19 protein-coding genes, 1 tRNA gene and 1 pseudogene are annotated in these 20,752 nt (G+C 71.6%); 17 read left to right on the top strand and 4 right to left on the bottom strand.

The window, feature by feature from the left end; all coding sequences use genetic code 11:
• The first annotated feature begins 34 nt into the window (after positions 1-34).
• The 9 genes from moaC to ABZS71_RS23590 all read left to right on the top strand — a co-directional run bounded on the left by moaC (position 35) and on the right by ABZS71_RS23590 (position 6,019).
• Positions 35-517, top strand: a complete 483-nt coding sequence (gene moaC, locus ABZS71_RS23630) for a cyclic pyranopterin monophosphate synthase MoaC (protein ID WP_355845178.1) — start codon at positions 35-37, stop codon at positions 515-517.
• Positions 514-1,041: a MogA/MoaB family molybdenum cofactor biosynthesis protein gene (locus ABZS71_RS23625; protein ID WP_356213243.1), complete on the top strand. Its 528-nt coding sequence runs from the start codon at positions 514-516 to the stop codon at positions 1,039-1,041. The genes moaC and ABZS71_RS23625 overlap by 4 nt, the downstream gene beginning before the upstream one ends.
• Positions 1,038-1,661, top strand: coding sequence for a GNAT family protein (locus tag ABZS71_RS23620; protein ID WP_355845521.1), 624 nt, complete (start codon positions 1,038-1,040; stop codon positions 1,659-1,661). Before ABZS71_RS23625 ends, ABZS71_RS23620 begins: the two co-directional genes overlap by 4 nt.
• A 142-nt stretch (positions 1,662-1,803) precedes the next feature.
• Complete coding sequence (gene glpR, locus ABZS71_RS23615; RefSeq protein ID WP_355845172.1) at positions 1,804-2,946, top strand: gephyrin-like molybdotransferase receptor GlpR; 1,143 nt, start codon at positions 1,804-1,806, stop codon at positions 2,944-2,946.
• Between the two features lie 75 nt (positions 2,947-3,021).
• A tRNA-Ala gene (locus ABZS71_RS23610) sits at positions 3,022-3,095 on the top strand.
• A gap of 105 nt (positions 3,096-3,200) precedes the next feature.
• Positions 3,201-3,332, top strand: coding sequence for a hypothetical protein (locus ABZS71_RS23605; protein ID WP_355858304.1), 132 nt, complete (start codon positions 3,201-3,203; stop codon positions 3,330-3,332).
• 63 nt (positions 3,333-3,395) lie between these two features.
• On the top strand, positions 3,396-4,160 hold the full coding sequence (locus tag ABZS71_RS23600; protein WP_356213240.1) for a VWA domain-containing protein: 765 nt from the start codon (positions 3,396-3,398) through the stop codon (positions 4,158-4,160).
• Between the two features lie 258 nt (positions 4,161-4,418).
• Positions 4,419-5,585: a hypothetical protein gene (locus tag ABZS71_RS23595; protein ID WP_355858298.1), complete on the top strand. Its 1,167-nt coding sequence runs from the start codon at positions 4,419-4,421 to the stop codon at positions 5,583-5,585.
• On the top strand, positions 5,582-6,019 hold the full coding sequence (locus tag ABZS71_RS23590) for a hypothetical protein (protein WP_356213237.1): 438 nt from the start codon (positions 5,582-5,584) through the stop codon (positions 6,017-6,019). Before ABZS71_RS23595 ends, ABZS71_RS23590 begins: the two co-directional genes overlap by 4 nt.
• On the opposite strand, the gene ABZS71_RS23585 is transcribed toward ABZS71_RS23590, so the two are convergent.
• Complete coding sequence (locus tag ABZS71_RS23585) at positions 5,986-6,507, bottom strand: GNAT family N-acetyltransferase (protein WP_356213234.1); 522 nt, start codon at positions 6,505-6,507, stop codon at positions 5,986-5,988. The genes ABZS71_RS23590 and ABZS71_RS23585 overlap by 34 nt on opposite strands.
• 64 nt (positions 6,508-6,571) lie before the next feature.
• On the opposite strand from ABZS71_RS23585, the gene ABZS71_RS23580 reads away from it, so the two are divergent.
• Positions 6,572-7,369: an exodeoxyribonuclease III gene (locus ABZS71_RS23580; RefSeq protein WP_356213231.1), complete on the top strand. Its 798-nt coding sequence runs from the start codon at positions 6,572-6,574 to the stop codon at positions 7,367-7,369.
• On the opposite strand, the gene ABZS71_RS23575 is transcribed toward ABZS71_RS23580, so the two are convergent.
• Positions 7,331-7,648 carry a winged helix-turn-helix domain-containing protein gene (locus tag ABZS71_RS23575; RefSeq protein WP_356213228.1) on the bottom strand — a complete coding sequence of 106 codons (318 nt, stop codon included), beginning with the start codon at positions 7,646-7,648 and terminating at the stop codon, positions 7,331-7,333. The two genes, ABZS71_RS23580 and ABZS71_RS23575, sit on opposite strands and share 39 nt — an antisense overlap.
• Positions 7,649-8,078: 430 nt before the next feature.
• A pseudogene (locus ABZS71_RS23570) lies at positions 8,079-8,747 on the bottom strand (MerR family transcriptional regulator); the annotation flags it as partial.
• Between the two features lie 212 nt (positions 8,748-8,959).
• Between ABZS71_RS23570 and ABZS71_RS23565 the strand changes: the two are divergent.
• The 4 genes from ABZS71_RS23565 to ABZS71_RS23550 all read left to right on the top strand — a co-directional run bounded on the left by ABZS71_RS23565 (position 8,960) and on the right by ABZS71_RS23550 (position 12,755).
• Positions 8,960-10,495: an NAD(P)/FAD-dependent oxidoreductase gene (locus tag ABZS71_RS23565; RefSeq protein WP_356213225.1), complete on the top strand. Its 1,536-nt coding sequence runs from the start codon at positions 8,960-8,962 to the stop codon at positions 10,493-10,495.
• Complete coding sequence (locus tag ABZS71_RS23560; RefSeq protein WP_356213222.1) at positions 10,492-11,454, top strand: alpha/beta hydrolase; 963 nt, start codon at positions 10,492-10,494, stop codon at positions 11,452-11,454. The genes ABZS71_RS23565 and ABZS71_RS23560 overlap by 4 nt, the downstream gene beginning before the upstream one ends.
• On the top strand, positions 11,451-12,356 hold the full coding sequence (locus ABZS71_RS23555) for an SDR family oxidoreductase (protein ID WP_356213219.1): 906 nt from the start codon (positions 11,451-11,453) through the stop codon (positions 12,354-12,356). Before ABZS71_RS23560 ends, ABZS71_RS23555 begins: the two co-directional genes overlap by 4 nt.
• 117 nt (positions 12,357-12,473) lie before the next feature.
• Complete coding sequence (locus tag ABZS71_RS23550) at positions 12,474-12,755, top strand: hypothetical protein (protein ID WP_356213216.1); 282 nt, start codon at positions 12,474-12,476, stop codon at positions 12,753-12,755.
• An 85-nt stretch (positions 12,756-12,840) separates the two neighbouring features.
• Here ABZS71_RS23550 and ABZS71_RS23545 read toward each other — a convergent pair whose 3' ends face one another.
• A complete protein-coding gene (locus ABZS71_RS23545) occupies positions 12,841-16,140 on the bottom strand; it encodes a S41 family peptidase (RefSeq protein ID WP_356213213.1) in 3,300 nt (1,099 codons plus the stop codon).
• Positions 16,141-16,521: 381 nt separating this feature from the next.
• On the opposite strand from ABZS71_RS23545, the gene ABZS71_RS23540 reads away from it, so the two are divergent.
• The 3 genes from ABZS71_RS23540 to ABZS71_RS23530 all read left to right on the top strand — a co-directional run.
• A complete protein-coding gene (locus ABZS71_RS23540) occupies positions 16,522-17,091 on the top strand; it encodes a TetR/AcrR family transcriptional regulator (protein WP_355858324.1) in 570 nt (189 codons plus the stop codon).
• Positions 17,092-17,219: 128 nt separating this feature from the next.
• Entirely contained in the window at positions 17,220-19,457 is a 2,238-nt protein-coding gene (locus tag ABZS71_RS23535) for an MMPL family transporter (RefSeq protein WP_356213210.1), read from the top strand.
• Between the two features lie 152 nt (positions 19,458-19,609).
• Positions 19,610-20,752: energy-coupling factor ABC transporter permease (locus ABZS71_RS23530; RefSeq protein ID WP_356213207.1), on the top strand; the 1,143-nt coding region annotated here is incomplete at its 3' end.

The following is a 20,752-nucleotide window of genomic DNA, read 5'->3' as shown; positions in this document are numbered from 1 at the left end:
CCACAGGAGCCACCTGGCCCGGACCGGGAGAACGATGAGCAGCGCCCAGGACCACCTCACCCACCTCGACTCCGCGGGCGCCGCGCGCATGGTCGACGTCTCGGCCAAGGACGTCACCGCGCGCACCGCCCGCGCGAGCGGCCGTGTGCTCGTCGCGCCGCGCGTCGTCGAACTGCTACGCGGCGAGGGCGTCCCCAAGGGCGACGCCCTGGCCACCGCCCGTATCGCGGGCATCATGGGCGCCAAGCGCACCCCGGATCTGATCCCGCTGTGCCATCCGCTGGCCGTCTCGGGCGTGAAGGTGGACCTCACGGTCGCCGATGACGCGGTGGAGATCGTCGCCACCGTCAGGACCACGGACCGCACGGGCGTCGAGATGGAGGCCCTGACGGCGGTCTCGGTCGCCGCCCTCACGGTGATCGACATGGTCAAGGCCGTCGACAAGGGGGCCGTCATCACGGACGTACGGGTGGAGGAGAAGACCGGCGGCAAGTCCGGCGACTGGAGCCGGGCATGACCGGCTCACCGGCGTATCGCGCCCTTGTGATCACCGCCTCCAACCGTGCCGCCGCCGGGGTCTACGCCGACCGGGGCGGCCCGCTGATCGCCGACGGGCTGGCCGCGCTCGGCTTCGCGGTGGACGGCCCGCGCGTGGTGCCCGACGGAGACCCGGTGGAGGCGGCCCTGCGGGAGGCCGTGGCCGCCGCGTACGACGTCGTGGTGAGCACCGGAGGCACCGGCCTCACCCCCACCGACCGCACCCCCGAGGCGACCCGTCGCGTCCTCGACTACGAGATCCCCGGCATCGCGGAGGCCATCCGCGCCGAGGGGCTCGCCAAGGTGCCCACCGCGGCGCTGTCCCGGGGGCTCGCCGGAGTCGCCGGCACGACCCTGGTCGTCAACCTGCCCGGCTCCACCGGAGGGGTCCGTGACGGCCTTACGGTCCTCGGCCGGCTGCTGGTCCACGCGGTCGACCAGATCCACGGCGGCGATCACCCCAGACCCACCGCCTCCGCCGGTCCGGCCGGGAGCCCGAGCTGAACGCCCCCTGGCCGATCGTGCTGGCGGACGGCGATACGGTCCTCCGCCCCATAAAGCTGCGCGACCAGCGCGCCTGGCGCGAGGTCAACCAGCGCAACCGGGAGTGGCTGCGGCCCTGGGAGGCGACGATTCCGCCGCCCCCGCCGGGCGGTCCGGTCACCCACCGGCCCACCTACCGGCAGATGGTCCGCCATCTGCGCGCCGAGGCCCACGCCGGGCGGATGCTGCCGTTCGTCATCGAGTACCGGGGGCGGCTGGCCGGGCAGTTGACGGTCGCCGGGATCACCTGGGGCTCGATGTGCTCGGGCCATGTCGGCTACTGGGTCGACCACGCGGTGGCCGGGCGCGGGGTGATGCCGACGGCCGTCGCGCTCGCCGTCGACCACTGCTTCCGCACCGTCGGACTGCACCGTATCGAGGTGTGCATCCGGCCCGAGAACATGCCCAGCCGCCGTGTGGTGGAGAAACTCGGATTCCGCGAGGAAGGGCTGCGGCCCCGCTATCTCCACATCGACGGCGCCTGGCGCGACCATCTGGTCTTCGCGCTCACGGCGGAGGAACTGTCGGAGAGCCTGCTGGAGCGGTGGCACCGGACGCGACCAGGGGCATCACAGAAATAAAATATCTGTTCGATTAAATTGCTCACATTCCCAACCGGGTCAGCCCAACAATCACAAAAAACTTTCGAGATATCAGCCAGATCGTGCGACACACCGCGCCAATTGGCAGATGGCCTCATGCGGACCCCTCTACCGTGTGAGCGTGAGCAGCAGTGGCCTCATCTACGCAGTCATCGTCGGGGCCTGGGCCGCCTATTTGGTGCCGATGTGGCTTCGTAGGCAGGACGAGCTCAATGAGGCCCGTCCGACGGAACGCTTCAGTACCGCCATCCGGCTGCTGTCCGGACGGGCGGGCATGGAGCGCCGTTACGCCAAGAGCCTCGAGGACGCCGAGCGCCCGGGGGACCCGGCGGATGTCCCCGCGGAGCGCACCGCCGAGGACGCAACCGCCCCCGACGCCGGGGGCGGCCTCGCCGAGCCGGAGCGCTTCGCGGCCGACCCGGAAGCCGTCACCGACGCGGTCGACGTCCGGGCCTTCGCCGACCCCGTGACCCTGCGCGCCCCGGCGCCGACGGGTGCCGCGGCGGGGTCGCCCCCGCCGGGGCCCGGCGAGGCCGCGCCGCCGTCCACCGGGGGGAGCGCCGTGGACCGGGTGCGGCGCGCGCGGGTGCTCGCGCGCCGGCGCCGTACCACCGTGATGCTCTTCCTCGCCTTCACCCTCGGCGCGGTCGTCGCCGCCGTCGGCGGCCTCGCCTTCCTGTGGGCCCCGGCCATCCCGGCCATACTGCTCAGCGCCTATATCGCCTACCTCCGCTCCCAGGAGCGGCGCCGCTTCGCCTTCACCATGGACCAGCGCCGCGCCGAGCAGGCCGCGCAGCGCCTGCGCGAGCGCCGCCCGCGCACCCACCCGCCCGCCGACGGCCCGTCCGCCGCCGACGGCCCCGCCGACCCGCCCGCCCCCGCCGAAGCCGAGCCCGCCCCCGCCCCGCCCACCTCCGCGCACGCGGCCGGGCGCCGCGCCCTGGTCGAGCAGACCGATCACGCGGAGTGGGTGGACCAGGAGCGCGAGCGCGAGCGCGGCCCCGCCGCCGGGGAGGGCTGGGAGCCGGTGCCCGTACCACTGCCGACGTACGTCACCGCGCCCGTCGCCCCCCGCGCGACCGGCAGCGTCGACCTGGCCGCCCCCGACGCCTGGAGCTCCGCCCGCTCCAGCACCGCCGACCCCACCCCCGCCCCGGCCCCCGCCTCCCACCCCGCGCCCACCCGCCGCCCCCGCGAACGCGGCCGTACGCCCCTCTTCGACCAGTACGCCGACGAGGACCGGCCGCGTGCGGCCAACGAGTGACAGCCACTCCGTTGACCAGCGGGGAACGGATTTCCAAGCATCCCGGAGGGGATGCTAGAGTTTCATTCGTCGCAAGGGCCTGTGGCGCAGACTGGTAGCGCACCTCGTTCGCATCGAGGGGGTCAGGGGTTCAAATCCCCTCAGGTCCACAGCGCAGTGGGAGATCCCGTCCGATCGTGAGATCGGGCGGGATTTTCTTGTTTCGAGGGGCCCGCGGCCGACCAAAGGAGATGTCGGCTCGATGGAGGTGCGGCGTGTTGCTGGGCGTCTTCGCCGCCGGCTGCCCCCGGGACCGCCTCCCGTTCTCCACGGCCCGCTCCTGGGCCTTCAAGCCGCGGGGAGTCACCCAGCTGACGATGGCCATGTTGCTGCTGATTTCCCCGTAAGGTCCGACAACGGCGGCGTACGGTAAGCGCGTCGTGTCGCGCGCCTTCGCCTGGGGGAGAAATATGGCCATTGACTACACCAAGCGATCTCGTCCGGCCGCTGCCGGATCCTCGGCCGTCAGCTTGGAGAAGGTGCAGACGGTCGCCCCGCGGCTGGTCAATCTGTACAAGACCGCGCGGATATCGCTGGAGAAGTCCGGCCTCGCCGGGCAGCGGGCGGCGGTCTATCTCGTCCTGGACCGCTCGCTCAGCATGGGGCGGCACTACAAGAGCGGCGCCGTTCAGCGGCTGGCGGAGCAGGCCCTTGGCCTGTCGGCGAATCTGGACGACGACGGCGTGGTGCCCGTCGTCTTCTTCTCCACGGAGATCGACGGCATCGCCGAGGTCGGCCTGGACGACTACGAGGGCCGTATCGGCGCCCTGCATGACGGCTACGGGCGGATGGGGCGCACCAATTACCACCTGGCCATGCAGGCCGTCATCGACCACTACGCGGCCTCGGGGTGCACTGCCCCGGCGTTGGTGATCTTCCAGACCGATGGCGGTCCGACGTCCCGTACGGCTGCCGAGCATGTGCTGTGCACGGCCGCCCGGTTGCCGATCTTCTGGCAGTTCATCGGCTTCGGCGACCCTGAGGGCAAGCAATTCGACTTTCTGCGCAAACTTGACGATCTGCCGGTCCCGACCAAGCGGCCCGTGGACAACGCCGGCTTCTTCCCCGTGGGCAACACCCCCTCCGCTGTGCCGGACGAGGTGCTCTACGACGCGCTGATGAGCGAGTTTCCGATGTGGCTGCGGTCTGCGCGCGCCACGGGAATTTTGGGCTGAGCCCAACTCCCGGCCACTGAGGCGCCGGGGCTCCTTCGGCCGCCGCGGGCGGTGCCAGGCGGGCGGGGTGAAAGAGCGTTCGATGTCATGGAATCGTGCTGACACCGTTCGTGTTGTGTGCTGGCTGTGAGACAGGTGATGGCCCTGGCCAGAGGCGCGGGCATAGTAGGTGCCTGTCCCAGTGGGACCTTGGCGCGAAAGCGCCGTAGTGCAGAGCACATGAGCACATCACAGCACCACACAGGGGGATAAGGCTCCATGCCACTCATACGCCGCTCCACCGCGGCGGCCGCTGCCATGACCGCGCTGTTGGTGGTCTCCGCCTCGGCCTGCGGGCCCGGTGACGACAAGGCCGGGTCCGCGTCGAGCACATCGGCCGCTTCCGACGGGCAGCAGGCCAAGGACGGGATCACGCTGCCGAAGGGCGTTCCGACGAGTCTGGGCGATCTGAAGAAGTGGAAGGAGAGCGGCTGGAAGAACTGGGACAACTGGGCTCGCAGGGCATCGGATTTCGCCAACCCTGTGATCAAGAACTTCTGGCAGCCGTCCAGGATGGCCAAGGCGAAGGACTCGCCGAACACCGTCTCCACCCAGGCCGCCGGCCAGAACCAGGCCGCCACCGATCCCGAGCCGCCCGCCGTGCCGGCCAAGCAGGTCTCGCGGCCGTACCACCAGAACATGGCGCCGGTCGGGAAGGTCTTCTTCGACAGCCCCGAGGGGCCGATGGTGTGCTCCGGCACGGTCGTCGACGATCCGGCCCACCCGGGCAAGTCGAATCTGGTGTGGACCGCGGGCCATTGCGTGCACTCCGGCAAGAAGGGCGGCTGGATGCGGAACATCGTGTTCGTGCCGTCGTACAACGACGGCGGGCTGTCGGCCAACAAGGCCCAGACCGCCGCGCAGCGGGAGGTCACTCCGTACGGCGTGTGGTGGGCGGACTGGTCGCAGACCTCGTCGGAGTGGATCGACGCGGGCGGCGAGACCGGCGGTACGGCGTCCTCGTACGACTTCGCGGTGCTGCGTGTGAAGCCGGAGAACGGCGGCGGCAAGTCGCTGCAGGAGACGGTCGGGGCCTCCGTGCCGGTGTGGTTCGGGGCGCCGTCGGCGAACCGGGTGAGCTCGATCGGCGCGTACGGCTACCCGGCGGCCCCGCCGTACGACGGGGCGAAGATGTTCAACTGCACCAGCAGGCCGGGCCGGCTGTCGTTCTCGCCCACCGCGCCCACCATGTACCGGATCGGGTGCTCGATGACCGGCGGTACGTCGGGCGGCGGCTGGTTCGTGAACCACGGTGGCAAGACGGTGCTGGTGTCCAACAGTTCGATCGGCTCGTACGGACACACCTGGCTCGCGGGCCCGCATCTGGGGGCCGAGGCCAAGGCCGTGTTCGGCGCGATCAGCAAGAAGTTCGCCGGCAAGGGGTGATCCGTACGGCCGGAAAGGGGACCCGCTCCGCGGCCGGGGCGGGTCCTTCCCTCAAGGCGCACCATGTGGCCGGATTCGGCCTCCCGCTCACCGCTGCCGCGCTCTATGAGCGGCTGCGCGGGGGCCGCGACTATGTCTTCCGCCATGCCTCGCCCGCGGTCGACCATCTCACCTGTACGGCCCTGGGGCCGGTGCTGGCGGCCGGGGTCACGGCCGTGGTGGGCGTGACCCAGTGTCGGGAGGCGCACACGAGGACTGCCGCGGTCCCGCTGGTCTTCCTCGCCGTCATCGCCGCGCTGATCGTCGCGGCGGACGGAGTCGACGCCCGCGGCGAGCGCGAGGCGGCCCGGATCGCGGCCCAGGGGTTCGACGAACGGAGCTGCGACCACACACCGCAGGTCTACAGCGCGACCCCCGGCTGGTTCTTCTGGTGAGCCGCACCGCTGAGGACCAGCGACTTGGCGAAGCAGCGGCTGCTCTCCTCGAAGCGGTAGAGCCCGAACTTCGTCACCGGCTCATAGCCGCATGAGGTGTAGAGCCCGATGGCCTCGGGCTGCATGGTGCCGGTCTCCAGGACCATCCGCACCCGCCCCGCCATGCGGGCGCTGTCCTCCAGCGCCGCCAGGATCAGCCGGGCGAGCCCCTGGCCGCGCGCCGCGCGGACCACGAACATCCGCTTGAGTTCGGCGTCCCCGTCCGCGTAGCCCTCCTCGCTCCGCTTCTGGCTGCGCCAGCCGCCGCTCGCGAGCGGGGTGCCGTCCTCGTCGTAGGCGATGAGGTAGAGGCCGTGGGGCGGGTCGAAGTGGCCCGCGTCCATGGGTGTGAGATCCCCCTCGCCGTAGCGCTCGGCGTACTCCGCCTGGACCTCTTCATTGAGCTTGACGGCGTCGGGGTGGTCGTACCGGATGGTTCGGATATTCATACAGAGTATCGTACTTCTATGCGGTCGTGGCGAGCGTGGGGTTTATGTGTCGTATCGTGCCGGTGTGCTCACCGTGACGACCGTGAATGTAAACGGGCTGCGCGCCGCTGCCAAGAAGGGCTTCGTGCCCTGGCTTGACGGTACCGCGGCCGATGTGGTGTGCCTCCAGGAGGTACGTGCCGAGCCGCGGGAGCTTCCCGAGGCCGTCCGCGAGCCGGACGGCTGGCATGTGGTGCATGCCCCGGCGGCGGCGAAGGGCCGGGCCGGGGTGTCGGTGTACGCGCGGCGCGAGCTGGAGGGCGTACGGGTCGGCTTCGGATCCTCGGAGTTCGACGGCAGCGGCCGCTATGTGGAGGTCGACCTTCCCGGGGTGACCGTCGGCAGCCTCTATCTGCCCTCGGGGGAGGTCGGCACCGAGCGGCAGGACGAGAAGGAGCGCTTCATGGCGGAGTTCCTTCCGTACCTGAAGGAGCTGCGCGAGCGGGCGGCGGCCGGCGGGCGCGAGGCGCTGGTGTGCGGCGACTGGAACATCGCCCACCGGGAGGCCGACCTCAAGAACTGGAAGGCCAACCAGAAGAAGTCCGGCTTCCTGCCGGAGGAGCGCGCGTGGCTGAGCCGCGTCTTCGAGGAGGCGGCGTACGTGGACGTGGTGCGCGCGCTGCATCCGGACGTCGCCGGTCCGTACTCGTGGTGGTCCTACCGCGGCCGGGCGTTCGACAACGACGCGGGCTGGCGCATCGACCTGGTTTGCACATCGCCCGGCATCGCCGGCCGTGCCGTGAAGGCGTACGTGGAGCGTGCGGCCACACACGCGGAGCGCTGGTCAGACCACGCCCCGGTGACGGTCGTATTCGACCGATAGGCCGACGCGCGGCCTACAGAGCGACTTCTCTCCGCCGTCCTCTTCGGTCGCCGATCCGGCCCCCATGACGAAGGTCCCCTTCGCGGGGAGGGTCGCGACCATGCCCCGTTCCCGGAGCGGCGCGACGGCACGGCGCACGGTCCCGATGCGGACCCCGTACACCTCCGTCATGCGGCGCTCAGCGGGCAGGGCGGCGCCCTTCGCCGGCTTCCCTGACCGGACCTCCTCCTGGATCTGGTCGGCCAGCTCCTCGTACCGGTAGCGCGGCAGTTCGCTCATGATCCCAGGCTGACGCGGCCCAGGTCGGCCCGCAGCGTGGGGACGCGTCCGGCCCGTCTCCGGTGTCCGCCGGGTCCTGGGCGTCCGCGGTGTCCGCCGGGGCGGGAGCGTCTCCGGTGTCCGCCGGGTCCTGGGTGGCCGGGGTGTCCGCCGGGTCTTGGGTGTCCGGGGTGTCCGCCGGGTCTTGGGCGTCCGGGGTGTCCGCCGGGTCTTGGGCGTCCGGGGTGTCCGCCGGGTCTTGGGCGTCCGGGGTGTCCGCCGGGTCCTGGGCGTCCGGGGTGTCCGCCGGGGCCGGAGCGTCTCCGGTGTCCGCCGGGGCCGGAGCGTCCGCGGTGTTCGCCGGGGCCGGGGCGTCCGGGGTGGCCGCGGCGGCTACCGCGTCCGTGGCGGTCGGCGGGGGCTGGGCGCCGGGCCGCGCGTCGGGGTTGGCCCGCATCCTGCGGTCCATGGCCATCGACAGCTCGGCGTCCACCACGCTCTTGGCGAGCGGCCGCAGTCGCTCCATGGTCTCGCCGAGCTCTTCGCCGCGCTCCCCGGCGTCGGCGAGCACATGGGTGCGCAGCAGCGCCGCGAAGGTCTCGGCGATCGCGTCCACATGCTCGCGTACGTCGCGTCCGGCCGCGAGGACGGCGGCCAGTGGCACACCCCGGTCGACCAGGGCACGGGAGGCGTCCAGCAGTCGGCGGCTGATGTGCACGATCTCGTCGCCGTCGACCGTGAGATAGCCGATGTCGAGTGAGGCGATGAGGTTGTCCGGGGTCACCTCGCCGGTGAAGTAGTCGGCGAGTGCCTCCGGGGTGAGCCGGACCGGGGTCTCCTCCGACCAGGACGGGACGGTTCCGGACGAGGCGGCTCCGGGCAGCCCGAGCAGTTCGCCCACGTCCCGGCGGCCGCTTTCGAAGGCGGCGATCAACTCGGCTATCCCGCCGAGGGTGTGGCCGCGCTCCAGCAGCGCCGCGATCGTCCGCAGCCGGGCCAGATGGTGGTCGTCGTACCAGGCGATACGGCCGTCGCGGCGTGGTGGCGGAATGAGCTTGCGCTCCCGGTAGAAGCGCAGGGTGCGCACGGTGATCCCGGCCTTGTCGGCCAGTTCCGCCATGCGGTATTCGCGTACCTCGTCCGTCTCGTCCGCCTCGCTCGTCGCCACGAGGGCAGCCTATGCCGCCACCGACGGGTGCGACCGGCGGTAACTTCCTTCCGCGCGACCCCTACCGCTCGGTAGATCCCTGCCCTACGCTCCCATCGTGCCAGTGATCGCTGGCACGGTCTGTTTCCGAGTGGTTCGAGTAGTTCGTGGCGAGAGGCGGCGGCATGGCTGGGCTGACGCATGAGCATGTACGGGTGGCGGTGGTCGGATCCGGATTCGGTGGCCTGGGCGCGGCGGTACGGCTGCGCCGTGAGGGCATCACCGACTTCGTGGTCCTGGAGCGGGCGGGCGAGGTGGGCGGGACCTGGCGGGACAACAGCTATCCGGGCTGTGCCTGCGATGTTCCGTCGCACCTCTACTCCTTCTCCTTCGCGCCCAACCCCGACTGGCCGCGGACCTTCTCCGGCCAGCCGCATATCCGGGGGTACCTGGAGCGGGTCGCCGACGCCTTCGGGCTGCGTCCGCATCTGCGCTTCGACGCCGAGGTGCTGGCCGCGCGCTGGGATGCCGGCGCGCTGCACTGGGAGATCGAGACCGCGGGCGGGACGCTGACCGCCGATGTCGTGGTCAACGCGACCGGTGGGCTGTCGGATCCCAAGGTCCCCGACATCCCGGGCCTCGACGGCTTCCCCGGCAAGGTCTTCCACTCCGCGCGCTGGGACCACGGCTTCGATCTGCGCGGCAAGCGCGTCGCGATGGTCGGCACCGGTGCCTCCGCCATCCAGATCGTGCCCGCCATCCAGGACGAGGTGGGGCATCTCACCCTCTTCCAGCGCACCCCGCCCTGGGTGCTGCCGCGCATGGACCGCCGGATCAGCGGCGTCGAGCGCTGGCTGCACACCAGGATTCCGGCCACCCGCGCGCTGCGCCGCGGGGTGCTGTGGGGGATACGGGAGCTGCAGGTCGGCGCCTTCACCAAGCGGCCGGGCCAGTTGGGGATGGTCGAGCGGCTGGCCGGCGCGCATATGAAGCGGGCGGTCAAGGACCCGGTGCTGCGCGCCAAGCTGACGCCTGACTACCGCATCGGCTGCAAGCGGATCCTGCTGTCCAACGACTACTACCCCGCGCTCGCCCAGCCGCATGTGGACGTGGTCGCGGCCGGGCTGAGGGAAGTGCGCGGCTCCACCCTCGTCGCCTCCGACGGCACCGAGACCGAGGCGGACGCGATCGTCTTCGGGACCGGCTTCCACGTCACCGATATGCCCATCGCGCACCGTGTGACCGGGGCGCACGGCACGACGCTCGCGGAGGAGTGGAAGGGCGGGATGGAGGCGCTGCGCGGCACGAGCGCGGCCGGTTTCCCCAACTTCATGACGATCATCGGGCCCAACACCGGGCTCGGGAACAGCTCGATGATCCTCATCATCGAGGCGCAGCTGAACTACATGGCCGACTATCTGCGCCAGTTGGACACCCTCGGCGGGAAGGTCGCGATGGACGCCAAGCCGTCGGCGGTGCGGGACTACAACGAACGGATCGAGGAACGGATGAGGCGGACGGTCTGGAACGTGGGCGGCTGTGACAGCTGGTACCTGGACAACGGCCGTAACACGACCCTCTGGCCGGGCACGACCAGCGAGTTCAAGAAGGTCACCCGGCGCGTGCACCCCGAGGAGTACAAGGTGCTGCGGCCGCAGGGCGAGAGCGGATCCGAGGCTGCCGTCGTGCCGGCCGCCGCGGAGCGGGGGTCGTCCCGATGAGGAAGCCCCCGTACGTGACCTCCGGACCGTACGCCCCGCCCGCGCCCGCCCATGATCTGACCGTCACCTCGGCCGACGGCACCCGGCTGTACGCGGAGGTGCACGGGCCCGTGGGCGCCCCCGCCGTGGTGCTCGCGCACGGCTGGACCTGCTCGACCGCCTTCTGGGCGCCGGTCGTCCGCGAACTGGCCGCCGACCACCGGGTGATCGTGTACGACCAGCGCGGCCATGGCCGCAGCCCGGCCCCGGGCCCCGGCGGCTACACCACCCACGCCCTCGCCGACGATCTGGTGGCCGTGCTGGAACAGGCCCTCCCGTCCGGTGAGCGGGCCGTGGTGGCGGGGCACTCCATGGGCGGGATGACGCTGCTCGCCGCCGCCGGACGCCCGCAGCTGCGCGAACGCGCCGCCGCCGTGGTGCTGTGCAGCACGGGCGCCTCACGGCTGGTGGAGCGGGCGCGGGTGGTGCCGCTGCGCTCGGCGCGCGTACGGACGCGGGTGCAGCGCGCGATCCTCGGCTCGCGCGCTCCGCTCGGCCCGGTCACGCCGCTCGGCAAACGGCTGCTGCACTACGGGACGCTGGGGCCGGGCGCGGAGCCTGCCATGGTGGAGGCGTGCGCGCGGATCGTGCACGACTGCCCCCGCGCCGTACGCGCCGCATGGGCGCAGGTCCTCGACGAGCTGGATCTGGAGGCCGGGATGGCCGAACTGACCATGCCCGCGGCCGTCATCGTCGGCACCGCCGACCGGCTCACTCCGCCCGCACTCGCACAGGAGCTCGCCGCCGGGCTGCCGCGCTGCACCGGCCTCACCGAGCTGCCGGGGCTCGGCCATATGACCCCGGTCGAGGATCCCGCGGCCGTGGCCGGGGTCATCCGTGACCTCGTCATCTCGTACGCGGACCCCGCGGCGTCGGCCCCGAAATCACCGACCGCAAAAGCTGAGGAGCAGACGACATGAGTGCGCGCAGGAGCCTGGAGGGCCAGGTCGCGGTGGTGACGGGAGCGGCGCGAGGCGTCGGCGAACTGCTCGCCCGCAAGCTGTCGGCGCGCGGCGCCAAGGTGGCCCTGGTGGGTCTGGAGCCGGACGAACTGAAGCGGGTGTCGGAGCGGCTGCCGGCCGACTCCGCCCACTGGTGCGCCGATGTCACCGACTCCGAGGCGATGGCGCGGGTCGCGCGGGAGGTCGTGGAGCGGTTCGGCGCGGTGGACATCGTCTGCGCCAACGCGGGTGTCGCGCAGGGCGGTCCGTTCCTCGAATCCGAGGAGACGGCCTGGCGGCGGGTGATCGAGGTCAATCTGCTGGGCAGCGTCACCACGGCCCGCGCCTTCCTGCCCGCGCTCACCGCCAGCCGGGGCTATCTGCTGCAGATCGCCTCGCTCGCCGCGATCACGCCCGCACCGATGATGACGGCGTACTGCGCCTCCAAGTCGGGGGTGGAGGCGTTCGCGCACTGTCTGCGGGCCGAGGTGGGCCATCGCGGCGTGCGGGTGGGCGTCGGCTATCTCAGCTGGACGGATACGGACATGGTGCGCGGCGCCGACCGGGACGAGGTGATGCGGGAGCTCAGGCAGCGGCTGCCCTGGCCCGCCAACCGCACCTATCCGCTGGGCCCGGCCGTGGACCGGCTGGTGGCCGGGATCGAGCGCCGGTCCGCCCATGTGTACGCGCAGTGGTGGCTGCGCGGAATGCAGTCGGTGCGCGGCTATCTGCCCGCGCTCATCGCGACGGTGGGGCAGCGCGAGATGCGCCGGGCCGAGCCGCGGCTGGCGGCGACGCGAGGCGAGCGGGGCGGTCTGGTGGGCGAGGGCGGCGCGGCCGACGAGAAGGCGAGGGCGGCAGGCACTCAGCGTCACCAGTAACGCTCTGTCAACCGCGCTGACCTGCGCCTTCTTCACCTCCGTCGATCCGAAATGCGGAGTATGTCGGTGCGTGTAACTCTGGTCGGGCCCGACCCCTTTCACCCGATGAGGAGTGACATGATGGGCACCAAGGACCAGTCCAACGAGAAGGCTCAGCAGGGCAAGCGGAAGACGCAGGGCGAGCGGAAGACGCAGGGCGAGCGGAGCCAGGAGCCGCGGCGCGGCCAGGAGTCCGGCGAGCGGATGGGCGAGCGCGCCCATCAGCAGGACCATGCGCAGCAGGGCCGTCCGCAGCAGGGCCGTCCCGAGGACCGCGAGCAGGCCCAGCGCATGAGCCGTGAGCGCCGTCAGGGCCGGGGCGACGAGATGCAGGACCAGGAGCCCTTCGAAGAGATGTGACGCCGGCAGCAGGCGGCGCAAGAAGAGTGCGGGAGGGGCGCATCCGTGACGGATGCGCCCCTTCGCACGCTCAATTCCGGTGCGCTCAATTCCGGTGGCGCGGCGGCAGCTTCGGGCGACGCAGGTCCGGCACGTCCGAGTAGTCGGGCGGGGTCGCCGCCGGATGCCGGTCCAGCAGCTCAAGTGCCGTACGGACGGCGAGGCCCAGCTGCGGATGGCGCCCCTCCGCCCAGTCCAGCGGCGAGCGCGGCGCCTCGATGTCCGGCTCCACCCCGTGGTTCTCGATGCCCCAGCCATAGGCCTCGAACCACGCGGCGTTCATCGGCACCGTGATCGCCGTACCGTCCCCGAGCCGGTGCCGGCCGGTCATTCCGACCACCCCGCCCCAGGTGCGCAGCCCCACCACCGGGCCGATGCCCTCTACCTTGAAGGCCGCGGTGATCATGTCGCCGTCGGAGGCGGTCATCTCGTCGGCGACCGCGACGATCGGGCCGCGCGGTGCGTTGCTGGTGTACGAGACGGGCTGGGCGTTGCGCGTGAGGTCCCAACCGATCACGGTGCGGGTGAGCTTCTCGATCACCAGATCGCTGATGTGGCCTCCCGCGTTGCCCCGTACGTCCACGATCAGCGAGGGCAGCGACACCTCACGGCGCAGATCCCGGTTGAACTGCGCCCAGCCCGAGCCGCCCATGTCGGGGATGTGCAGATAGCCGCACCGCCCGTCGCTCAACTCCCGTACGACGAACCGCCGCTTGGCCACCCAGTCCTGGTAGCGCAGCGGCCGGTCGTCGACCAGCGGGACGACCGCGACCCGGCGCGGCGGCCCCTCCCCGTCCGGCGAGCTGAACGTCAGCTCCACCGTCGTCCCGCCCGCGGCCGCCAGCAGCGGATACGGACCGGCCACCGGATCCACCGGGCGCCCGTCGACATGGGTGAGCCTGGCGCCCTCCCGGATGCCCGAGCCCGCGAGCGGCGAGCGCGCCCGGGAGTCGGAGGACTCGCCGGGCAGAATGCGGGCCACCACCCACGCCCCCTCCTTGGTGCGGGTGAAGTTGGCGCCGAGCAGTCCGATGGGGCGCTGGTAGTGGGCCGGGCCCTCGTTCCGCCGCGCTGCGGCGACGTACGCGTGCGAGGTGCCGAGCTCGCCCAGCACCTCGCGGAGCAGATCGGCGAACTCGTCCGGCGAGGCGACCCGTTCGACCAGCGGCCGGTACTGGTCGAGCACTCCGTCCCAGTCGATGCCGCACATTCCCGGGTCCCAGAAGTAGGCGCGGGTGATCCGGCCCGCCTCCTCGTACGCCTGCCGCCACTCGGCCGCCGGTTCGACGGTGTGCTGGATGCGCCGCATATCGATTTGGACGGTCGAGTCGCTGTCGGCGGTCTCGGTCGCGGGCACCGCCCGCAGATCGCCGTCGTCGTGGAGCACCAGCCGAGAGCCGTCGCCACTGACCGCGAACCAGTCCAGTTCACTGGTGAGTTCGGTGCGCTTGGCCTTCGCCAGATTGAAGTGCTCCAGGGTGGGGCGGGCCGAGGTGTCGGCCGGATTGGCGAACGTCTCGCCGAGCGCGCCCGAGATCGGCCAGCGCAGCCACACCAGACCGCCGCCGCTGACCGGATACAGCGAGGAGTACTTCGAGGCGGAGACGGGGAAGACCGTGACCCGGCTGGCCAGCCCCTCCACCTCGACCGTCACCGTGCCCTCGCCCTCGCCCCCGCTGTCGTCCGGGTCGAGCCCGCCGGCCGCCGGGCGGCCCTCGGGGGACAGCGCGAAGGGCGACGGCGTCGCGGAGGACAGCGGTACGAGATAGGGGCGGCAGCCGAGCGGGAAGGAGAGGTCACCGGTGTGCACGTCGTAGACGGGGTCGAAACCGCGCCAGGAGAGGAAGGCGAGATAGCGGCCGTCACTGGTGAAGACCGGCTCCTCGTCCTCGAACCGCCCGCTGGTCACGTCCACCATCGTCCGGTCGGTCAGCCGCGCGATCTTGATCGAGCGCAGTGAGCGGCCGATGCCGGGATGGGACCAGGCCAGCCACGCCGAGTCGGGGGAGAAGGCGAAGTCGCCCACCGGCCCGTTGAGCGACCGGACCAGCTCGGTGACCTGGCCGTCCCCCTCCGCCGAGGTGTCCACCAGGAGCAGCTGTCCGTCGTTCGAGGCGACCGCGAGCCGGTCCCCGTCCGGCGAGGGCTCCACCTCGTGCACCCGCCCCAGTTGCCCGGCGGCCAGCCGGCGCGGCTCGCCCGGCTCGCTGGCCCGGGGCAGAAAGCTGATCTCGATCGCGTCCTCGCCCTCCGCGTCCGTGACGTAGGCGACGCGTCCGGTGGAGCCCAGGATCACGGGCAGCCGCACCCGGACGCCCGGGGTGTCGGCGAGGGTGCGGGCGGGGCCGTCGCGGTGCGTCAGCCAGTAGAGGCTGCCGCGGACGCACACCGCGCTCGCCCGGCCCGTGGCGTCCACGGACAGCGAGTCGATGTGGGAGGCGGCGGGAATCTGGTAGGACCGCCGCCCGGCCCGCGCCCCGCCGAGCCGCACCCCGAGCCTGCGCGGCACACCGTCCGGGCTCAGATCGTCCACCAGCCACAGCTCGCCCGCGCACTGGTAGACGACGCGTGAGCCGTCGGTCGAGGCGTGCCGGGCGTAGAAGTCCGCGTGGTCGGTGTGGCGGCGCAGATCGGAGCCGTCGGGCAGACAGGAGTAGAGATTGCCGATGCCCTCGTGGTCGGAGAGGAAGGCGATCCGGCCGCCGACGAACATCGCCGCGTCCAGATGGCCCTCCAGCTCCGGGACGAGCCGGGTGCCGTGCAGCCACAGCCGGCCCATGGCGCCGCCCCGGTAGCGCTTCCAGGTGGCCGGCTCATGCGGCGGCTTGCCGGTCAGCAGCAGAGTGCGGCGCTCACCGCCGAAGTCGGCGACCGCGATATCGGACACCGGCCCCCAGGGCAGCCGCCCCCCGGGATCCCCGTCGGTGGGCAGGCTGTAGGCCCAGGAGAAGTGCGAGAACGGCTGGCCGTGCGAGGAGACGGCCAGGATGTGCGAGGTGCCGTCCGGGTCGGGCGGCGTCCAGCCGCAGACCCGGGCGTCCGTACTGCCCCAGTAGGTCAGCCGGCGGGCCGGACCGCCGTCCACGGGGACGAGATGGACCTCCGGATCCAGGCTGCGCCAGGTGGTGAAAGCGATCTGCGAGCCGTCGGGGGAGAACCGGGGATGGCCCACGCGCGTACGGTCCACGGTCAGCCGCCACGCCCGCCCGGGAGGCTTCCCGGGGGCGGTCAGTGGAGCGACCCACAGATCGTCCTCGGCCGCGAAGCACAGCAAGTCGCCGTGCAGATGCGGGTACCGCAGATACGCGCGGTCCCTGTCGCGTGTGTGGCTCACGGAGTCGCTCACGGTCTCCTCTTGCTCGCTTCTCCGCCCCCGAGGCGGCGGAAGTGCGGGTCTCGTGGCCTGGTGCCGCCCGGTGGCCTTGCGTGCGTCGCTCACGGCGTCCTTTTGTTCGCTTCTCCGCCCGCGAGGCGAAGGTGCGGGTTTCGTGGCCTGGTGCCGCCCGGTGGCCTCGCGTGCGTCGCTCACGGAGTCGCTGCTCACCTACCCATGTTTTCGAGCTAGGCCGTTCGGAGCAACTCGGTTCTGTGACCGACACCACGAGCGAAACGTGGCAGTTTCGATACGGCCGGACGTATGCTGGAGCGGTACGAAACCGTTTCGTTCGGAGGGAGGCGCGGCGTGCACGCTACGGACCACCAGACAGAAGACCGGCCCACTGCCCAGGTGCGCCGCACTCGGCTCTCCCCCGAGCGCGAGCGGGAGTTGTACGAGGCCGTCATCGAGCTTCTCGGAGAGGTCGGCTACGAGGCACTGACGATGGATGCCGTCGCGGCCCGTACGCACTCCAGCAAGGCCACGCTCTACCGCCAGTGGAAGAGCAAGCCCCAGCTGGTCGTCACCGCCCTGCGGCAGACCAAGCCCGTCTCGCTCGAGGAGATCGACACCGGATCGCTCCGCGGCGATCTGCACGAGATCGTGCGGTGCTCCGACAGCGCCCGGGAGCGGGATACCGCGCTCATGAGGGGGCTCGCCCAGGCCATCCATGACAACGAGGACCTCCAGGAGGCCCTGCGGGAGCTGTTGTTCTATCCCGAGATCGCCGCGCTCAACGCGCTGCTGGGGCGCGCCGTCGACCGGGGCGAGATCGCCCCGGACGCACCCGCCCTCGGCTATGTCCCGCACATGATGTGCGGCGCGTATGTCGCCCGGCCGCTGATCGAGGCCAAGGAGCCCGACCTCGCGTATCTCCAGGAATACATCGACGCCGTGATCCTCCCCGCTCTCGGCGCATAGCCCCTTTCCCCCCGCATCACCTGCACCACCCACAACCCATAAGGTCCCGATCGGCGCGCCGCTCTCGTCGCCGGTCTGGTTCACCCACCCCTGCCAGTGACACCTACTCGACGGGAGCACCTCTCCTCGTGGCCACGTTCCTCTATAAACTCGGCCGGTTCGCCTTTCGGCGCCGCCGCTTCGTCGCCCTGATATGGGTGGCGCTGCTGGCGGTCGCGGGCGTCGGCGCCGCCACTGCCTCGCCGCCCGCCAATGACAGCTTCTCCATCCCGGGCACGGAGGCCCAAAAGGCCTTCGACCTGCTGGAACAGCGCTTCCCCGGTGGTAACGCCGACGGCGCCACCGCCCGTGTGGTCTTCCGCGCCCCGGGCGGCGAGAAGATGACCGACCCGGACAACAAGGCCGTGGTCAACGAGACGGTCGCCGACCTGAAGGCCAGCTCTCCGCAGGTCGCCTCGGTCGACGACCCGTACAAGACCAAGGCCGTCAGCAAGGACGGCTCCACGGCGTACATCCTGACCACTTACAAGGTCAACGCCCTGGAGCTGAAGGACGCCGCCAAGGACGGGCTGACGGAGGCGGGAGAGAAGGCCCAGAAGTCGGGTCTGACGGTGGAGATCGGCGGTGACGCGCTGCAGGAGATGCCGGAGACCGGCTCCACTGAAGTCATCGGTATCGCGATCTCCGCGGTCGTCCTCGCCATCACCTTCGGCTCGCTGGTCGCCGCCGGACTGCCGCTGCTGACCGCGCTCATCGGCGTCGGCATCGGGATCTCCTCGATCACCGCGCTCGCCACCACCCTGGGGCTCTCCTCCACCACCTCGACGCTGGCCATGATGATCGGCCTCGCGGTCGGCATCGACTACGCGCTGTTCATCGTCTCCCGCTACCGCGCGGAGCTGGCCGAGGGGCGGGAGCGGGAGGAAGCCGCCGGGCGTGCCGTGGGCACCGCGGGCTCCGCGGTCGTCTTCGCCGGTCTCACGGTCGTCATCGCGCTGGTCGGCCTCGCGGTCGTCAACATCCCCATGCTGTCCAAGATGGGCTTCGCCGCGGCCGGTACGGTCGTCATCGCCGTCCTCATCGCGATCAGCCTCATCCCCGCGCTGCTGGGCTTCGTCGGCAAGCGGGTGTACGGGCGCAAGGCGCGCCGGCGGATGGAGGAGCGGGCCTCGGGCGCCTCGGGCGCCTCGGGCGCCGAGGAGAAGCCCAACATGGGCACCCGCTGGGCGCGGTTCGTCCTGCGCCGCCCCGTGGCGGTGCTGCTGCTGGCCGTGGTCGGCCTCGGTGCGGCCGCCGTCCCCGCGCTCAGCCTGGAGCTCGGTCTGCCGGACGACGGCTCGCAGCCGGTCAGCAGCCACAAGCGCAAGGCGTACGACATGATCTCCGACGGCTTCGGCCCCGGCTACAACGGGCCGCTGATGGTGGCCGGCGACGCCAAGGGCAGCGACGACCCCAAGGCCGCGGTGGACAAGGTCCGCACGACCATCGCCGGTCTGGACGGCGTCGCCGGCGTGGGCCCGGCCGTCTTCAACAAGGCCGGTGACACCGCGATGCTGACGGTCGTACCCAAGTACAAGCCGAGCAGCGTCGACACCGAGAAGGTCGTCTCCGACATCCGGGACCACGCGGGCTCCTTCAAATCCGACACCGGTGCCGAGGTGCTGGTGACCGGCCAGACGGCGATGAACATCGACGTCTCGCAGAAGCTGAACGACGCGCTGATGCCGTATCTGGCCCTCGTCGTCGGACTGGCCTTCCTGCTGCTGATGGTCGTCTTCCGGTCCGTGCTGGTCCCGCTCAAGGCGGCGCTCGGCTTCCTGCTGTCCGTCGTCGCGGCGCTGGGCGCGGTCGTCGCGGTCTTCCAGTGGGGCTGGGCGGCGAGCCTGTTCAACGTCGAGGAGACCGGCCCGATCATGAGCATGATGCCGATCTTCATGATCGGTGTGGTCTTCGGTCTGGCGATGGACTACGAGGTCTTTCTGGTGACCCGGATGCGGGAGGCCTACGTCCACGGCGAGCGGCCCGGCCAGGCCGTCGTCACCGGCTTCCGGCACGGCGCCCGGGTCGTCACCGCCGCCGCGGTCATCATGATCAGCGTCTTCGCCGGATTCATCGGCTCGTCCGAGTCGATGGTGAAGATGATCGGCTTCGGCCTCGCCACCGCGGTCCTCTTCGACGCGTTCGTGGTCCGTATGGCCATCGTCCCGGCGGTGCTGGCGCTCCTCGGGAAGTCTGCGTGGTGGCTGCCGCGCTGGCTGGACAAGGCCCTGCCGAACGTCGACGTGGAGGGCGAGGGCCTGCGGAAGCAGCTCGAGTCGGCCTCCCCGGCGCGGACGGAGCAGGACGCGGAGCTGACGCGCGTCTAGTGGGTGCGTGAACCCAGCCGACGGCGGCGGCCTTCTTCCGGGAAGGCCGCCGTCGGTGTTTCCGTTTTCGCGCTGACTGCGCTCTTGCGAGCTGTTTGCAGGTAGGCGCTACCATCGAGCGGATACCCGCAGCTCAGGAGCGGAGCCTCGCCATGCATGTGCCCGACGGATTCATCGACGCCCCGGTCTCGTTGGCGACCGGTGCGGTCGCCGCCGTCGCCGTCGCCGTCAGCCTGCGCGGCGCCCGCGGCGAGCTGGCCGACACGGCGGGCGCGGGCGGGAGCGCTGGCGGTGGCGGTGGCGGAGGGGGCGGTGAGCGCACCGCGCCCCTGGCCGGTCTTGTCGCGGCCTTCATCTTCTCCGTCCAGATGCTGAACTTCCCCGTCGCCGCCGGGACCAGCGGGCATCTGCTCGGCGGCGCGCTGGCCGCGATACTCGTCGGTCCGTACACGGGGGTGCTGTGCGTCTCCGTAGTACTGCTGATGCAGGGCGTCCTCTTCGCCGACGGCGGCCTCACCGCGCTCGGCGTCAACATCACGGACATGGCCGTGGTCACCACGGTCGTGGCGTACGGGATCTTCCGCGCCCTGCTGAAGCTGGGCCCGCGACGGCGCCGTACGGTCACCGTCGCGTCCTTCGTGGCGGCCCTCGTCTCCGTACCGGCCGCGGCGGTGGCCTTCACCGCGATCTACGCGCTCGGCGGGACGACGGACGTGCCGATCGACAAGGTCTTCACGGCGATGGTCGGCGTCCATGTGCTGATCGGCATCGGCGAGGCGGCCATCACGGCGCTGACGGTCGGCGCGGTCATGGCGGTCCGCCCGGACCTGGTCCACGGCGCCCGCGACATGACCCCCCGCCCCCTGGAACTCCGCCCCAGCCCCCTGACGCCCCCCACCCGGTCCGCCGGGGCGGGGGCCGCGCCTGCGGCCGACGCCGTGCCCGCCGCCGGGGCGGGCGCCGCCGCGCGTGCGGCCGAGACCGCGGACGCGTCGGCGCCCCGGCCCGCGGTCGGCGAGGCCGGGGCGGAGGGTGTGTCGGCGGCCGAGCCGGACGCTGCGGCGCGTAAGGCCGAAGAGAGTCATCCGGTGGCCGGCGGCCAGGCCGCAGAAGGCGCTGAGTCCGTACCTGCCGCCGGTGCCGCCGCCGCGCGTGCGGCCGGGACGGCCGACGCGGCGGGCGGCGGGCGGACCGTGGGGGCACGGCCAGTCCGCGCAGGCTCCCGAGGGCCCGGTGGAAACGGTCAGCGGTCATCGCTGCGCACTCTAACCGGTGAGGCCGTAGGGCTCGGGGGT

Source organism: Streptomyces sp. NPDC005393 (assembly GCF_040606675.1).
GTDB lineage: Bacteria > Actinomycetota > Actinomycetes > Streptomycetales > Streptomycetaceae > Streptomyces.
This window is presented reverse-complemented; position numbering and strand designations above follow the sequence as displayed.

What these genes read in the sequence shown, in the direction of transcription:
- moaC (WP_355845178.1), top strand. Translation starts at nt 35, where the DNA reads ATGAGCAGCGCCCAGGACCACCTCACCCACCTCGACTCCGCGGGCGCC.
- ABZS71_RS23625 (WP_356213243.1), top strand. Translation starts at nt 514, where the DNA reads ATGACCGGCTCACCGGCGTATCGCGCCCTTGTGATCACCGCCTCCAAC.
- ABZS71_RS23600 (WP_356213240.1), top strand. Translation starts at nt 3,396, where the DNA reads ATGGCCATTGACTACACCAAGCGATCTCGTCCGGCCGCTGCCGGATCC.
- ABZS71_RS23595 (WP_355858298.1), top strand. Translation starts at nt 4,419, where the DNA reads ATGCCACTCATACGCCGCTCCACCGCGGCGGCCGCTGCCATGACCGCG.
- ABZS71_RS23585 (WP_356213234.1), bottom strand. Translation starts at nt 6,507, where the DNA reads ATGAATATCCGAACCATCCGGTACGACCACCCCGACGCCGTCAAGCTC.
- ABZS71_RS23575 (WP_356213228.1), bottom strand. Translation starts at nt 7,648, where the DNA reads ATGAGCGAACTGCCGCGCTACCGGTACGAGGAGCTGGCCGACCAGATC.
- ABZS71_RS23565 (WP_356213225.1), top strand. Translation starts at nt 8,960, where the DNA reads ATGGCTGGGCTGACGCATGAGCATGTACGGGTGGCGGTGGTCGGATCC.
- ABZS71_RS23560 (WP_356213222.1), top strand. Translation starts at nt 10,492, where the DNA reads ATGAGGAAGCCCCCGTACGTGACCTCCGGACCGTACGCCCCGCCCGCG.
- ABZS71_RS23555 (WP_356213219.1), top strand. Translation starts at nt 11,451, where the DNA reads ATGAGTGCGCGCAGGAGCCTGGAGGGCCAGGTCGCGGTGGTGACGGGA.
- ABZS71_RS23550 (WP_356213216.1), top strand. Translation starts at nt 12,474, where the DNA reads ATGATGGGCACCAAGGACCAGTCCAACGAGAAGGCTCAGCAGGGCAAG.